This window comes from Bacteroidia bacterium (assembly GCA_027493955.1).
Classification (GTDB): Bacteria; Bacteroidota; Ignavibacteria; order SZUA-365; family SZUA-365; genus JAOSJT01.
The window spans coordinates 1,102,170-1,116,502 of record JAOSJT010000001.1 but is presented as its reverse complement, the minus strand read 5'-3'; the positions used below and the strand labels follow the sequence as shown (position 1 = coordinate 1,116,502).

Genomic DNA, 14,333 nt, shown 5'->3' with positions numbered 1-14,333 from the left:
TCCTTTTCGTTCACCATACATCCATCCCCGCTCAATGGATCTTTCGCTCCCCGCTCTGCATCGGTACGCACAGGAAATGCGAATCGATATCATCCGAATGTTGCACGCCGCCGGCTCCGGCCATCCGGGCGGATCGCTGTCGCTGATCGACATTCTCACCGTCACCATGCTCAAATACGTTGGCCGTACGGCGGACAATGTCCTTGATCCCGACAGGAACCGGCTTGTGCTCTCCAAAGGTCACGGGGTTCCGGCGCTCTACGCCGTGCTTGCTCGCGCCGGAGTGATCAAGCACGAGGATCTGATCACCCTGCGTCAGATAGACAGTCCCCTTCAGGGACATCCGCACAACGTCTCCATGCCCGCCGTGGAGGCGCCCACCGGTTCTCTTGGCCAGGGCCTCAGCATCGCCCAGGGTATGGCCATGGCGGCGCGTCTGGATGGCAGTGCCCGTCGCACATATTGCGTGGTGGGGGATGGCGAAATGCAGGAAGGGCAGATCTGGGAGGCATTGCTTTCCGCGGCGATGTACAAGCTCGACAATCTCATTGTCATTCTGGACTACAACAAAGGGCAGATTGACGGTCCCACGAACGAGATCATCAACCTCGAACCCCTTGCCGAAAAGCTGCGTGCCTTCAACTGGGACGTGCAGGAAATCGACGGACACGACGTGGAGGAGATAGATACGGCGCTGTCGAACGCCCAGCGGCTGGATGGCAAGCCGCATTTCATCATAGCGCACACCGTGAAGGGAAAAGGCGTGTCCTTCATGGAACATCCCACCGAATGGCACGGCAAGGCGCCCGGCGACGCGGACGCTCAGCGCGCCATCGAAGAACTTCAGGCCCAACTCACCAAGGAAGCATAGCGCACCATGGCAACAGCAACCCGTGTATCTTTTGGCGAGCGGCTCGCGGAGCTCGGAGCCACGCATCCGGATATCGTCGTTTTTGACGCCGATCTTTCCAAGTCCACCCAATCACAGCTTTTTGCCGCGAAGTATCCCGAACGTTTCTACGAAATGGGCATACAGGAACACAACATGATCGGTGCGGCCGCAGGCATGGCGCTCAGCGGAAAAAAACCGTTCATCTGCTCCTTTTCCACCTTTGTTGTCGGCCGTTTCGAGGCCATTCGTATGTCCATCGGCTACAGCGAAGCCAACGTCACAATCGTCGGCACGCATTGCGGCGTGGCCATCGGCGAGGACGGGTACAGCCAGATGGCGCTGGAAGACATCGGTCTCATGCGTACGCTGCCGAATATGACCATCATTCAGCCGGCGGATGACCGCGAGGCCCGGGCCGCAGTGGATTTCCTCGCGACGCATCAACAGCCCGCGTTTCTCCGACTAACCCGACAGGGTTTGGAGGACATCCATGACGAAACCTATCGCTTCGAATTCGGCAAGGCGGATCTGCTCAAGGCCGGAAATGATGCTGTGATATTCGCGACCGGTGGCGTGGTGTACAACGCGCTCAGGGTGGCGGAGGACCTCAAGGGTGAAGGATTCGACATTCGCGTGTACAATATCCACACCATAGCGCCACTGGACGCGGAAACGGTTGTCAGAGCCGCCCGCGAAACCGGCCGCGTCATCACCGTGGAAGATCACAGCATTGTCGGAGGACTCGGCGGCGCCGTGACGGAACTCCTCTCCGAGCAGCAGCCCACGCGCATGAAGCGTATCGGCATGACCACCTACGGCCGTTCAGGTTCTCCCACTGGTCTGTACGAATATTACGGCCTCGACACAGCCGGGATCAAACGACAGGTGCTGGATTTCCTGCGATGAGCATATATGTTGTGAGGATACAGGAAAAGGCGCCCATCGGCGCCTTTTTCTCCAAACACAAGGTAGGTGGTCGACTGCCGCTATTTCACGATACATCGACGGATGCTAACAGTCTCGCCATCCGACAATCTGACAAAATAGATTCCTGGGGTCAGCCGCTTTCCCGGTAGCGCAAGAATATTCTCACCCGGTTGTAGCGCAACGATGTATTCATCCACTACATCCCGTCCCAGGAAGTCCATAATTGATACGCTGACATCCATTGCATACTTCGCGGTTACTGGTATCGAACCGCCATCCCTCACTGGCATGGGCCAGATGCCCCCTGCAGTAAAGGAAGCGTCATCAGTCAGGACAGGGGAATGCAAAACCGAAAGAACTTCAGGCGTCAATTCAAGTGCGATCACGAATTTTCTGAAACCTGAAAAGTAGAGTTCCTTACCATTCGAAACGAGCTGATTCACGGAAGCGGATTCCAACGGGAATCGGAGAAAACGTGGAGCGGAATTATCCATGTGAACAAATACAAAGCCATCAGGTACCGTGAGACATACACCACCGGGGATTGCGAGTCGAAGCGAAAAATCCTCAAATGGGATGTAAATACCCTCCCAACTCGCTCCATGATCCACCGATTTCCACAGTCCGTACGTTGTCTGTGCTACGATAGCCTGCTCGGTCAGCACGATGAGCTTGATCGGCGCCTGCAAGGTGCTATTAAGTTCAATCCAGCTGCCACCTTCGTCGCCGGAGTAATACCAGTGATCCACAGGGCCGTTTTGTCTGGTTCTGATCAGACGCCGGCTATCACGTAAAAACATGCCTGTGACACCCTGATCATCGATGAAGCCGCCTTCACGCTTCCAGGTCGTACCGTGATCATCGGAATGCATGACAAAAGCTGTGTCGGTGTAACTCGCCATTGTCACGATTACGAATTTTCCATTACTTGCCCCAAAAAACCGACAGCGAACGGGAAGTCTCCCTGCTTGGGACCAGTGTATACCTCCGTCGACAGAATGCAGGAATGTCGTGTCGTAGGCACTGTATAGCACATTATCGATTTCAGCGAGGTTCTGGAAATACAGATTTTTCGGTTTGGTGATACTCCACCATGTGTTATCCTCCCGCCTCATGACTATGGCTTTGTTTGCGTCGTCCGAAATGAAAAATGAACTTTGCGTCGTGAAGAGCAGGGGATCGGAACTGTACGGGTTGCGCTCGGCGAGCAATCGCCATGCGCTTCGCGATGGCTCATAGAGAAATAAACCATCTCCGGTGGAATAAAACGCTCCGTACTCCATCGTTAATCGATTCATACCACGAACACCATCCGCAATTTTTATCCAACGATTCAATGCCTCATCAAATCGCTGTATCCCGAGGGTTGGAGACCAGACATGAAGTTGTCCGTTAAATGTCCCAAGCCGTGTGTCATTTGAAGTGTAAAACGGCAAGGCCATTGGCGTCCATGTATCATCGTCAGGCGAAACCAGCAGCCTGTCCTGCCATATCGAAGGAATGCAGTAGAGCTTGTCTCGATAGCGAGCAAGACCCCTGACTGAGTTCCCGTTTCCGGACAGCTTGGGCGTCCAGGATTTGCCGAGATTCGTGCTGTGATACAATGTTTTGTTATCGGCGAGTATCCAGACGGAAGAATCCTCACAGAACAGAATTTCCGCATTCTTCCCTGGGTGCGCGTATGCCCTGGCATCGAGACCGTTGGATGTCGAAAATGCGAGTACAGTTGTGTCTTCCCTGACATCGGTGAAATGGACGATGCTGCCGGTCATGTGCAGTTGCTGACCCGTTCGGGAGGAGATCCATCGGAATACTCCTTCGCGGCGGGATTTGGAAAACAAACCTCTTGATGTCAGGATCAACAAAAGCGAATCATTTCCGGCTGCGGAATGGCAGGTATGCAAATCCCAGTCGATGCGGCAGGAATACGGAGACCAGCGTTCGCCTCTGTCCGTTGAATAGAGCATCCCGGGCAGCCCGTACAACGTATCGTTGAAATGAATGATGCTGCTGACCTCGGGATCCGGAAACGTCAGCAGAGTTCGATACTGGGCGTGTGCCGGGCTGGCTACGAAAACGGTCGCGAACATGAAAAGAAACATCCCCGTCAGGGAGGCCATTCGAAGCAGGCTGAAGCGCTTTCCGCAGATAATTCGCATGATAATCACCTCGCAACGATGAACGGGTGAAATACTCGCCGCGATTCGTTGGCGATGTGCAGCACATAAGCACCAACCGGGAGCATGGAAACATCGCCGTGGATGGTCTGCGATCCGGAGCCAAGCTCACCCTGATACAGATCCATGACCTTGCGGCTCTGCATATCGTATACAGACACCTCGACGCTCGCATCATGCTGACCGTCCAACGCTATCGTAACCTGCCCGCAAGCCGGATGGGGCGACATGTGCACTACTATCGGCAGTTTGTCAAGCCCTGCAAGGGAACGCACATGGAGCGAGGTGATTCCTTCAGGTTTCAACCGGTACGCCATTCCGAATTTCTGCGCGACGAAGACGTATGAATTCGATGTGGCGAATGCCGGACGCTCTCCGGATGCTCTGAATGGATCAGGGAGGGGAACAGCCGCCCACACTCGGCTTTCCTCGTTCAACAGGTGCAGTGAATCACGTCCTAAAACACAAAGATATTGGCGCCAGCCACCCGCGATCCTCGCATCGGAGATCGATTGATCAACCAGTACGTGCTCCCATTCACCTGGCCGTATCCAGCGGAATATCCCTTTATCCGTCTCGATGAAGAATGAATGGCTGGTGAGAGTCGCTCTGCGTATAGTATCGACGCTGTAGCTGTGCACCGAATCCCAGCTTACACCAAGGTCCGGCGAGAAGAGCCAGGTATTCCCGGAATTGAGAAGAATGTGGTTCGAGGCATTCATCGTAACATTCGGCAACGAAACGGGATGGTCGAGAATGGACACCCAGATGCCGCCGCCGTCGTCGGAGAGACGCAGCGTCGTTTGGTAGCTTGTGAAATGAGCTGCGATCAGATACCTGTCATTTGCGGCAAGTCTGCTCCGACCGCGGGGTAAGGAATCGATAATCTCCCAGTGCATACCATTATCAATCGACATCATGAGCCAGGCCGAATCACTGCCGGCTTCCTGAGATCTGTAGAGAGTCCCGTCAGGCCTGGAAGCGACTGGCTGAAAAGAGTGGCTGTCTGCCCACCAACTGCTTCCTTCATCGGGAGAGAAGCGTCCGCCTCCGTCACAGATGAAGCGCCCTCCCGCTTGTAACGTTGGTATCGCGTCGAACCAGTACAACGGAAGCTGCCGCCAGTGTCGCGCCTGCTCGATGTAACGGAAACTTCCGGCCGCGCTGCCGGCAAGAAGACAGTGCGGAGTTTTTAACATGGATTTGAATCGGGTGTCGGCATCGGATATCGCCTGCCAGCTTCCGCCTTCATCCGTACTCCGAAATATTCCTCGGCCTGTATTAATGTACAGCGCTTCTTCGTCCGCGGTCAGAGTGGAAATCCCTTTGAGATTCATGAAAAATCGGTCCGTACGTGGATCCACAGGTACGGAAGGTACCTTCTTCCAGGTCGCTCCACGGTCGGTGGATCTTTGCAACGCCCTCACATCCGAAATTCCGCAGTAAAGATTGCCACGATGGGCTAAAAATTGCTGACCATAATCAAGAGTGACCGAACATTGCAGCCATGTAACACCGCCGTCTTCACTGCGGGCAAGATAATTCGTCCCGATGTCCGCGTACAGCGCGATCCCATCGGAGAACAGAAACCGCCGGAACTTCTCGATTACAGAGACTCTGGTAAAATGTATTCCGCGATCGATGGTCGTGTACAGAGCGTCTCTCGAATTGAGGAACAGCGTGTCCGCGTGATTGAGGATTCCGTAGAAGGCGAGAGTGTCGATTCCCGATCGCCGAAGTTTCTCGTCGCCGTGCTTCCGAATAAATAATCCTGCTTTTCCGGCTGCGATATACAGTCCCTCGTCATCCGTCGCCATCGCGTAGATCTGTGGATGAAATCCCTCCACCCGCCGCCAGTTCTCACCACAATCTCCTGAAATGAAGAGATTGTCGTCGATCACCGCGAACAGTGAATCAGAATCCCGGACGAGTTGCGAAGCTCCGCTTCCCGAAGGATAGAACACCTCCCAAGTGGACTGTCCATGCGTATGGCAAGGGAATAGGAATGCGTAGAGGACGAATGCCCGGATAACACAACGTTGGAACATATCGCGACCTGCAAAAAGTGTTTGTACTACTGATGACACTTGAAACGCGAAATAATTCCCATCCCCTGAAAATAAATTACCGAGGTTTTGTCCCTCCATATGGCGTCATCAGATTCCTACCTTGTTCCTCGCCGCCACTGACGGGGTACTACATCGACAACGGAGTCAGTTCTCACGCTGGCTTAGCAATCAAAAGATGAGTGTACTCTCTTCAGGCACCTACTTCTTCATGCACTCCAGATCGTCGATTGACGTCACACCCTCCGGCAGCTCCGCCTCCTCGATGAGCATAATGGGGATATCGTCCTCGATGCGGTACTTGACACCACAGCTCGTGCACACGAGCGTATCGCCCTCCAGCCGCAGTTCCGACTTTCCGATGGGACAGACGAGAATCTTCAACAAATCTTCACTGATCATGTTCGTTTCCAATGATTGCACATGCAGATAATCTACATGCGAAGGCGTCGAAAAGCAACGCGGGTGGTGGTGGTGCGGTAGAGACGCGCGGCCGGGCGTCTGTACGGGCGGTGGTGCGGCCGGAGCAGAGAGCAGAGAGCAGAGAGCAGAGAGCAGAGAGCACGGTCGTGCGTAACGGATGTCCGCACAAAGAACTATAACCGCTGTCTGGCTCTTGTGCTCATCCGACGCCTTCCGCCTCCCAAACTAAGGCACTTGTGCAATTCGAGCGATCTTGCACGGCCATGCTCTCCGCTCTTCGCTCTCTGCCTCCTCCCGAAGTGAGGGGCTTGTACGATTTGAGCTATTCCACACGGCCGTGCTCTCCGCTCTTCCCGCCTGCGCCAAATCACATTATCGAGATGCCGAAGCACTGTGCAAAGGCTTCGGCGGGCAGGCGCTATTCTCCCGAACTGATCCACTTCTACGGTGCGAGCGCCCCCACACGACCGTGCTCTCCGCTCTTTGCTCTCTGCGTTCTCCCGAACTGAGGCACTTGTACGGTGCGAGCGCCCCCACACGGCCATGCTCTCCGCTCTTCGCTCTCTGCCTCCTCCCGAACCGAGGCACTTGTACCGTGCGAGCGCCCCCACACGGCCGTGCTCTCCGCTCTTCGCTCTCCCCGCCTGCGCCAAATCACAGTATCGAGATACCGAAGCGCTGTGCAATGGCTTCGGCGGGCAGGCGCCATCCTCCCGAACTGAGGCACTTGTACGGTGCGAGCGCCCCCACACGGCCGTGCTCTCTGCTCTCAGCTCTCTGCTCTTCGCGCCGCGCCCCCACACGGCCGTGCTCTCCGCTCTTTGCTCTCTGTGTAATACTGCAACGGCGCGGAGCCAATGGGAACTCCGCGCCGTCGCATCTTCATGGAAGGGAAATTACTTTTTCTCGTCGTCCACGACTTCGTAGTCTGCATCGGTGGCGGAGGATCCACCACCCGTATTTGCATCTCCGGCATTCGCGGCTCCAGGATCGGGACCGGCACCGGGCTGCTGCGCATTCTGATACATCTTCGTGGAGGCCTCGTTCCAGGTCTTGTTCAGTTCATCCATCGTCGACTTGATGTCCGCGGCCACGCCGGCCTTCAGTGCCTCTTCGAGTCGCTTGGCCTGATCCTCGAGTTTCGCTTTCGTGTCCGCATCGAGCTGATCCTTGAAGTCTTCAAGCTGTTTGCGGGTCTGGAATACGAGACTGTCCGCCTGATTGCGCAAATCCACTTCCTCCTTGCGCTTCTTGTCGTCGGCCGCGTGTTCCTGCGCCTCGCGGCGCATGCGCTCGATGTCGTCCTTATCGAGTCCGCTGGACGAAGTGATGCGAATGCTCTGCTCTTTATTCGTGGCCTTGTCCTTGGCCGCCACATGGAGAATGCCGTTGGCGTCGATATCGAAAGTCACCTCCACCTGCGGAACGCCGCGCGGCGCAGGGGGAATGCCATCGAGATGGAATCGTCCGAGTGTGCGGTTGTCCGCAGCCATGGGACGCTCGCCCTGCAACACGTGAATTTCCACCGAGGTCTGGCTGTCGGCCGCCGTGGAGAAAATCTCGCTTTTGCGGGTGGGAATGGTGGTGTTCGACGGAATCAGCGTCGTCATCACACCGCCGAGCGTCTCGATGCCTAATGAGAGCGGGGTGACGTCCAGCAGCAGCACGTCGCTGACATCGCCGGCGAGTACGCCACCCTGAATGGCCGCGCCTACACCGACGACTTCGTCGGGATTCACGCCCTTGTGCGGTTCCTTCCCGAAGAGGTCTTTGACAATCTGCTGTACGCGCGGGATGCGCGTAGAGCCGCCAACCAGAATGACTTCATCGATGTCGTTCGGTGTGAGTCCGGCATCCTGTAAGGCGGCCTTGCAGGGATCGACGGTGCGGCGAACGAGATCGTCGGTAAGTTGCTCGAACTTCGTACGCGTGATGGTCGTGTTGAGATGCTTCGGGCCTTCCGCCGTCGCGGTGATGAAGGGGAGATTGACGTCGGTCTGCAGTTGGGAGGAGAGTTCCATTTTCGCCTTCTCCGCCGCTTCGCGCAAACGCTGCAAGGCCATGGCATCCTTGCGGAGATCAACGCCCTCATTCTTCTGGAATTCATCCGCCAGAAAATCGATGAGTCGCTGATCGAAATCGTCGCCGCCGAGATGCGTATCGCCGTTTGTGGACTTCACCTCGAACACGCCATCGCCGAGTTCGAGTATGGAGATATCGAAGGTGCCGCCGCCGAGATCGTACACGGCGATTTTCTGCTGCTTGTTCTTTTTATCGAGACCGTACGCCAGCGCGGCCGCCGTTGGCTCGTTGATGATACGCCGCACGGTAAGGCCTGCGATTTCACCCGCGTCTTTGGTCGCCTGGCGCTGTGCATCGTTGAAATACGCGGGTACGGTAATCACCGCTTCGGTGACCTTCTCACCCAGGTAATCTTCGGCGGATTTTTTGAGTGCTTGCAACACCATGGCGCTGATCTCGGGCGGCGAGTACACGCGGTCTTCAATGCGCACACGTGCGGTGTCGTTGTCGCCGCGAATCACTTCGTAGGGGACTTCCGAGATTTCGTTGAGAACTTCATCGTAGCGCCGGCCCATGAAGCGTTTTATGGAATACACGGTGTTCTTCGGATTGGTAACGGCCTGACGCTTGGCGGCATTGCCGATCACGCGTTCACCGTCTTTTTTGAAACCGATGACGGAGGGTGTAGTGCGTCCGCCGTCCGAGTTCGGGATGACAGTCGGTGTGCTGCCTTCCATCACAGCGACAACCGAATTGGTCGTTCCCAGGTCAATACCGATAATTTTGCCCATTGTGTGAAAACTCCTTGCGTTGAATTACTGTTAACCGATTTCTATCGTTATTTCCTTGTCCTGCACGCGCACTTTTTTCCGGATGACGATGCTTAAGACACCGGCATCCATGTGCGCGCTGATGCTGTTCGCGTCCACCTCACCCGGAAGTTCGATCAGGCGCTTGAACTCACCGAAGGAGCGCTCCGAGCGGAGGATGGTTGTGCCTTCGCCACTGACCGGAAGCTTCTTCTCGCCTTTCAGAGTCAGCACTCCGTCGGCCAGGGAGACGGAAATCTCATTTTTGGCCATTCCCGGCAACTCCGCTATCACGCTGATGCTCGCATCATCGTGATACACGTCCACTTTGGGCTCGAAGCCTTTGCCGAATTCAAGGGAAAAGGTTTCGGGAAACTCATCTGCGAATTTCCGCATGCGCTGCGAAAGATTCTCGAATTCCTTCATCGGGTCAAAACGATAATGCGGCATGATGTGCCTCCTTGGTGAAATGATTCCGTTAAATCTCATCAAGTATCGTACCAAAGTGTAAATTCCCTCCATTTGTGTCATCTTTGCATCGCTCGCCACGCAAAATGGCAGCACGGTGACAAAGTGGCAGAAGCGTTTTCTGACAATACGTCAGACGAAAAACTGCATTGTTTCTGCGAAAAGATTTTCCTACATTTAATGTTTGGTAAAACGAAGCGCATGCACAAAATCCGGATTTCATTCGGTGAGAGAGGAGAGCGCGGTAGTATCCGGATCAACACGAACTTTCATTCAAGCACCGCGCGAACCATACGTGCCTGAAATCACCCACATAGAGCTCCTGAATCCCTTGCTGCAACGCATCGGCGCGCTGGCTGCTTCCCGCGGCGAACGTGCGTTCGTCGTAGGCGGCGTGGTGCGCGACATCTTGCTGGGCAAAGAAATCAAGGATATTGACATCTCCGTGGAAGGCGACGGCATCGCTTTTGCGCACGCGGTGCATAGCGCACTGCACAGCTCACGGGTGGTGGAATTTGCGCGATTCGGTACCGCGCGCATTGCCGTGGATAACACGGAAATAGAGTTCGTCGGAACCCGGAGAGAAGAATACCTCGAAACCTCGCGGAAGCCGGTGGTAAGCACAGGGAGCATTGACGATGACCTCCGACGCAGGGATTTCACGGTCAACGCAATGGCGGCCTCTCTCTTACCCGACGACTACGGACGCCTCATCGATCCCTTTCACGGGCGTGAAGATCTTGCGCTGCGCGTCCTGAGGACGCCGCTCGAGCCCTCCGCCACGTTTTCCGACGATCCCTTGCGCATGATGCGCGCATTCCGTTTCGCAGCGCAACTGGATTTCACGATAGCGTCTCCGGCCCTCGCGGCTATACGCGATATGCGTGAGCGCATCGCGATTGTCTCCATGGAGCGGATACGCGACGAATTTTTGAAATTACTAGCCGCGCCGAAGCCGTCGGTGGGGCTGGCACCCATGCAGGAATGCGGTTTGCTGAGCCATGTGTTTCCCGAATTGTCGCAGCTTGCCGGCGTGGACCAACGTTCCATGGAATACCCGGACGGTGTAAAAAACTTCCATCATAAAGATGTTTTCTACCACACGTTGAAAGTCCTCGACAATCTTTGCGGTGTGACTGAGGATATCTGGCTCCGCTTCAGTGCGCTGTTGCACGACATCGCCAAACCGCGGACCAAGGCCTTTGTCGAGGAAACGGGATGGACTTTTCACGGACATCCCGAAATCGGTGCGCGTATGGTCCTTCCCATTTTTCGTCGCATGAAATTACCGCTCGAACCGGTGTCGTTCGTCAAAAAAATGGTCTTGCTTCATTTGCGCCCCATCGCGCTGATCAATGAGGAGGTAACGGACACCGCGATACGGCGTTTGGTGGTGGATGCCGGAGAGCACCTCGGCGAATTGCTCGACCTGTGTCGTTCGGACATCACCACGAAAAATCCGAAGCTCGTGAAAAAGTATTTGCGCAATTACGATGCACTCGTGCTACGCATCCGCGAAGTGGAGGAACGAGACCGTCTGCGCAACTGGCAACCACCCCTGGATGGTGAAACCATCATGCGCGTCTGCGGCATACGTCCCGGTATCCTCGTTGGTGTACTCAAAACCCGCATCGAAGATGCCGTACTCGACGGGATTATCCCCAACGACAGTACTGCCGCTCTTGCGTATCTCGAATCCATCAAGGACGAGGTGCTCGCCATGTCCCATCCCGGTAAACCGCGGTCCAGGAAAAGTCAGCTCAGTGGTTTGCCGGAAAACTTGCGTGAATGAAACTTTTTCTTTGTCAATCCGTCATTCTCTTTTGCGGTGAATTCTGCAATCTCTTTCGTACATTACCATCTCATTTGTACAATCCCCGGTTTCCATGAAAGCACATTCAGTCGGTCTGTATTTTCTGCTCCTGAGCATGTGCGCTCCGGCGCTGTCTGCGCAACAGCAGGAATCGACAAGCCCATGGTCCCTGCAGCAATGCATCGACACGGGCCTGAAGCGCAACCTCGACGTACAACGGGCGCGCAATCAGGTTGAATCATCTTCTACGTACCGCACATCCGCCTATGGCGAATTCCTTCCTTCGGTGAATGCCTCGGGTACCTGGGTGCGCTCCGATGAGAACCAGATTCGCATCCGTCCAGACGGACTGGTGGAATCGCGCGACTCCTGGAGCTACGGCGTGAATGCGGGACTGACCATTTTCGATGGCATGCGGAATTTCAACACAGTGGATAAAAGTCTGCTGGATTACGAGGCCTCTCAACATTTTGCCACGCGCACAACGCAATCCGTGGTCTTCATGATTCAGCAAGCGTATTTCAACACGCTCAGGCTGCGTGAGCTGACGCGCGTACAGGAAGCCAACGTCGAGCGCAGTAACAAGCAGCTCGAGTTGATTCGCGAAATGAATCGCGTCGGTTCGGTCCCCCTGGCGGACGTGTACAAACAGGAGGTTCAGGTCGGTTCGGACCGTCTGTCGCTGCTCGACGCGCGGAATAGCTATCAAAATGCGCTTGTGGACATGCAGGCATTGCTCGGTCTCGAACCGCGTATGGATTTCACCATCGCGGATGCACAGAGCGAGCAGGAAATTACGCCTGGTGATATCGCGCGCTGGCACTCCGATCTCGGAGATTTCCCATCGCTCGTTGACGAAGCGGCTAAAGCGCGCGCCGATTACCGCGAGAGGGAACTGAGTTTACTCAGCGCCGAGAAAGGCATCAGTATCGCCCGCTCCGGTCACTATCCGGTGCTTTCCGCCTTCGCGCAGTACAACTGGAGTAATCTCGAACTGAAGGATTTTACGGTGTACGACCGTTTCTCCTACGGCCTGAGCCTGGATGTCCCTATTTTTGCGGGTTTCCAGGTCTCGACCGCCGTACAGCGCTCCGAAATCGCGGTACGCGAAATCGGCTTGCAGCGTGATCAGTTACGGCGTACCATTGCCACCGAGATACTCAAGGCGATGAACAATCTGGAAACCGCCGGCGTCAATGTGGAGATTGCGGCAACCAAGCTCATCTCCGCGCGTGAGGATCATCGCATCGCTACCGAACGATACAATCTCGGCTCAGGAACACTGCTGGACCTCATCACCGCCGCAGCGGGACTCCGTCTGGCGGAAAGCGATGTCATCAATGCCCGCTTCAATTATCTGACAGCGCAGCGTGGCATGGAATTCCAACTTGGTCGTACTCAATACTAGCAAAGGCAGCGAGGAAATCTCATGGCCAGCAACGGGAAATCAAAAAAGAAAAAAATCATCATTTTCTCCATTTTGGGAGCACTGCTCGTCATCGTGGTCGTGGCCGTGATCATCGGCAGCGGTAAGGAAGAGATCATCACGGTGCAGACGGAAAAGGTATCGCGCCGCACCATCACGCAGGTGGTCGAGGCCACCGGTAAAATCCAGCCGCAGACGCAGGTAAAGATCAACGCCGAGGTATCCGGCGAGATCATCGGTCTGCCGGTAAAAGAGGGTGATGTCGTGAAAAAGGGCCAGTTGCTTGTGCGCATCAAACCGGACACCTACACCGCGCAACGGGATCAGGCCCTGGCCGCGCTGAACCGGGCACGCTCGCAGCTCATTCAGACGGAAGCGGATTTCCGAAAGACGGATGCCGAGTATCGCAGACAGCAGGAGCTGTTCAAGAAAGGACTGATCTCCGAATCCGCGCTCGAATCCATTAAAAGCGCCTATGAAATTTCGAAGGCGAATATTGATGCCGCGCGTGCGGACATACAGAGCTACGAGGCAAACGTCAACCGCGCACGGGAGGAATTGAACAAAACCAGCATTTATTCACCCATCGATGGAATGGTCACCCAGCTCATTTCCAAGCTTGGCGAACGCGTTTCGGGATCCAGCTTCATGCAGGGAACGGAAATTATGACGGTGAGCGATCTGTCCATTATGGAAGCCCGGGTGGAGGTGAACGAGAACGATGTCATTCTCATTTCGCTTGGCGACACCGCCCGCGTGGAAGTTGATGCCTGGCCGGACCGCGAATTCACCGCCACTGTCTATCAGATCGCGAATACCGCACTGACAAAGGGCCTTGGAACACAGGAAGAGGTCACGAATTTCGAAGTGCGACTTGTCATGAAGAATGACGGTGTCGAGTTTCGACCCGGCATGTCCGCCACCGCGCGTATCGAGACCGACACACGGCGTGATGTGATCGTCGTTCCGCTGCAGTCTGTGACCACGCGAGAGGAGAAGGAGAAACCCATCGCCGAACGCGAAGACCTTGGCGACGTGGAAATTCAGGGCGTGACGGATGTCAAGGAGAAGAAAACCAAGCCGCAGGAGGTGGTGTTTGCCCTCAAGGAAGGCCTTGCCAGAAAGATGCCGGTGAAAACAGGTATCAGCAGTGACGCGTACATCGAAATTCGAGAAGGACTGGAGGAAGGCGTAGAGGTGATCACCGGCAGTTATCGTGCCATCAGCCGTGACCTCAACGACAGCATGCGCGTGCGCGTGGACAACAAGAAAGTCCGTAAGATCGGTGCGACCGTAACGGAGTAGCTCAT

At 55.4% G+C, this 14,333-nt stretch carries 10 protein-coding genes; 5 read left to right on the top strand and 5 right to left on the bottom strand.

Going from position 1 to position 14,333, the window contains the following annotated elements:
* Nucleotides 1–34 precede the first annotated feature (34 nt).
* The gene (locus tag M5R41_04450) at nucleotides 35–871 is read left to right on the top strand and encodes a transketolase (GenBank protein ID MCZ7555637.1); all 837 of its coding nucleotides are present in this window, start codon (nucleotides 35–37) and stop codon (nucleotides 869–871) included.
* 6 nt (nucleotides 872–877) lie between these two features.
* Nucleotides 878–1,798 carry a transketolase family protein gene (locus tag M5R41_04445; GenBank protein ID MCZ7555636.1) on the top strand — a complete coding sequence of 307 codons (921 nt, stop codon included), beginning with the start codon at nucleotides 878–880 and terminating at the stop codon, nucleotides 1,796–1,798.
* 80 nt (nucleotides 1,799–1,878) lie between these two features.
* On the opposite strand, the gene M5R41_04440 is transcribed toward M5R41_04445, so the two are convergent.
* From M5R41_04440 to M5R41_04420, 5 genes are all read right to left on the bottom strand, one after another.
* Entirely contained in the window at nucleotides 1,879–3,978 is a 2,100-nt protein-coding gene (locus M5R41_04440) for a T9SS type A sorting domain-containing protein (protein ID MCZ7555635.1), read from the bottom strand.
* 5 nt (nucleotides 3,979–3,983) lie between these two features.
* Complete coding sequence (locus M5R41_04435) at nucleotides 3,984–6,044, bottom strand: hypothetical protein (protein ID MCZ7555634.1); 2,061 nt, start codon at nucleotides 6,042–6,044, stop codon at nucleotides 3,984–3,986.
* A gap of 219 nt (nucleotides 6,045–6,263) precedes the next feature.
* Nucleotides 6,264–6,464 (bottom strand): Trm112 family protein, encoded by a 201-nt coding sequence (locus tag M5R41_04430; protein ID MCZ7555633.1) that lies wholly within the window; start codon nucleotides 6,462–6,464, stop codon nucleotides 6,264–6,266.
* Nucleotides 6,465–7,381: 917 nt separating this feature from the next.
* Complete coding sequence (dnaK, locus tag M5R41_04425; GenBank protein MCZ7555632.1) at nucleotides 7,382–9,298, bottom strand: molecular chaperone DnaK; 1,917 nt, start codon at nucleotides 9,296–9,298, stop codon at nucleotides 7,382–7,384.
* A gap of 30 nt (nucleotides 9,299–9,328) precedes the next feature.
* Nucleotides 9,329–9,766, bottom strand: coding sequence for an Hsp20/alpha crystallin family protein (locus M5R41_04420; protein MCZ7555631.1), 438 nt, complete (start codon nucleotides 9,764–9,766; stop codon nucleotides 9,329–9,331).
* Nucleotides 9,767–10,079: 313 nt separating this feature from the next.
* Between M5R41_04420 and M5R41_04415 the strand changes: the two genes are divergently transcribed.
* The 3 genes from M5R41_04415 to M5R41_04405 all read left to right on the top strand — a co-directional run bounded on the left by M5R41_04415 (nucleotide 10,080) and on the right by M5R41_04405 (nucleotide 14,328).
* Nucleotides 10,080–11,576, top strand: a complete 1,497-nt coding sequence (locus M5R41_04415) for a CCA tRNA nucleotidyltransferase (GenBank protein MCZ7555630.1) — start codon at nucleotides 10,080–10,082, stop codon at nucleotides 11,574–11,576.
* 94 nt (nucleotides 11,577–11,670) lie between these two features.
* The gene (locus tag M5R41_04410) at nucleotides 11,671–13,005 is read left to right on the top strand and encodes a TolC family protein (protein ID MCZ7555629.1); all 1,335 of its coding nucleotides are present in this window, start codon (nucleotides 11,671–11,673) and stop codon (nucleotides 13,003–13,005) included.
* Nucleotides 13,006–13,026: 21 nt separating this feature from the next.
* Nucleotides 13,027–14,328, top strand: coding sequence for an efflux RND transporter periplasmic adaptor subunit (locus M5R41_04405; GenBank protein MCZ7555628.1), 1,302 nt, complete (start codon nucleotides 13,027–13,029; stop codon nucleotides 14,326–14,328).
* Nucleotides 14,329–14,333: the final 5 nt, after the last annotated feature.

Bases quoted from the DNA above. Each gene is read 5' to 3' on its own strand.
- M5R41_04420 (MCZ7555631.1), bottom strand. From the start codon at position 9,766: ATGCCGCATTATCGTTTTGACCCGATGAAGGAATTCGAGAATCTTTCG.
- M5R41_04410 (MCZ7555629.1), top strand. From the start codon at position 11,671: ATGAAAGCACATTCAGTCGGTCTGTATTTTCTGCTCCTGAGCATGTGC.
- dnaK (MCZ7555632.1), bottom strand. From the start codon at position 9,298: ATGGGCAAAATTATCGGTATTGACCTGGGAACGACCAATTCGGTTGTC.
- M5R41_04430 (MCZ7555633.1), bottom strand. From the start codon at position 6,464: ATGATCAGTGAAGATTTGTTGAAGATTCTCGTCTGTCCCATCGGAAAG.
- M5R41_04435 (MCZ7555634.1), bottom strand. From the start codon at position 6,044: ATGTTCCAACGTTGTGTTATCCGGGCATTCGTCCTCTACGCATTCCTA.
- M5R41_04445 (MCZ7555636.1), top strand. From the start codon at position 878: ATGGCAACAGCAACCCGTGTATCTTTTGGCGAGCGGCTCGCGGAGCTC.
- M5R41_04405 (MCZ7555628.1), top strand. From the start codon at position 13,027: ATGGCCAGCAACGGGAAATCAAAAAAGAAAAAAATCATCATTTTCTCC.
- M5R41_04440 (MCZ7555635.1), bottom strand. From the start codon at position 3,978: ATGCGAATTATCTGCGGAAAGCGCTTCAGCCTGCTTCGAATGGCCTCC.
- M5R41_04450 (MCZ7555637.1), top strand. From the start codon at position 35: ATGGATCTTTCGCTCCCCGCTCTGCATCGGTACGCACAGGAAATGCGA.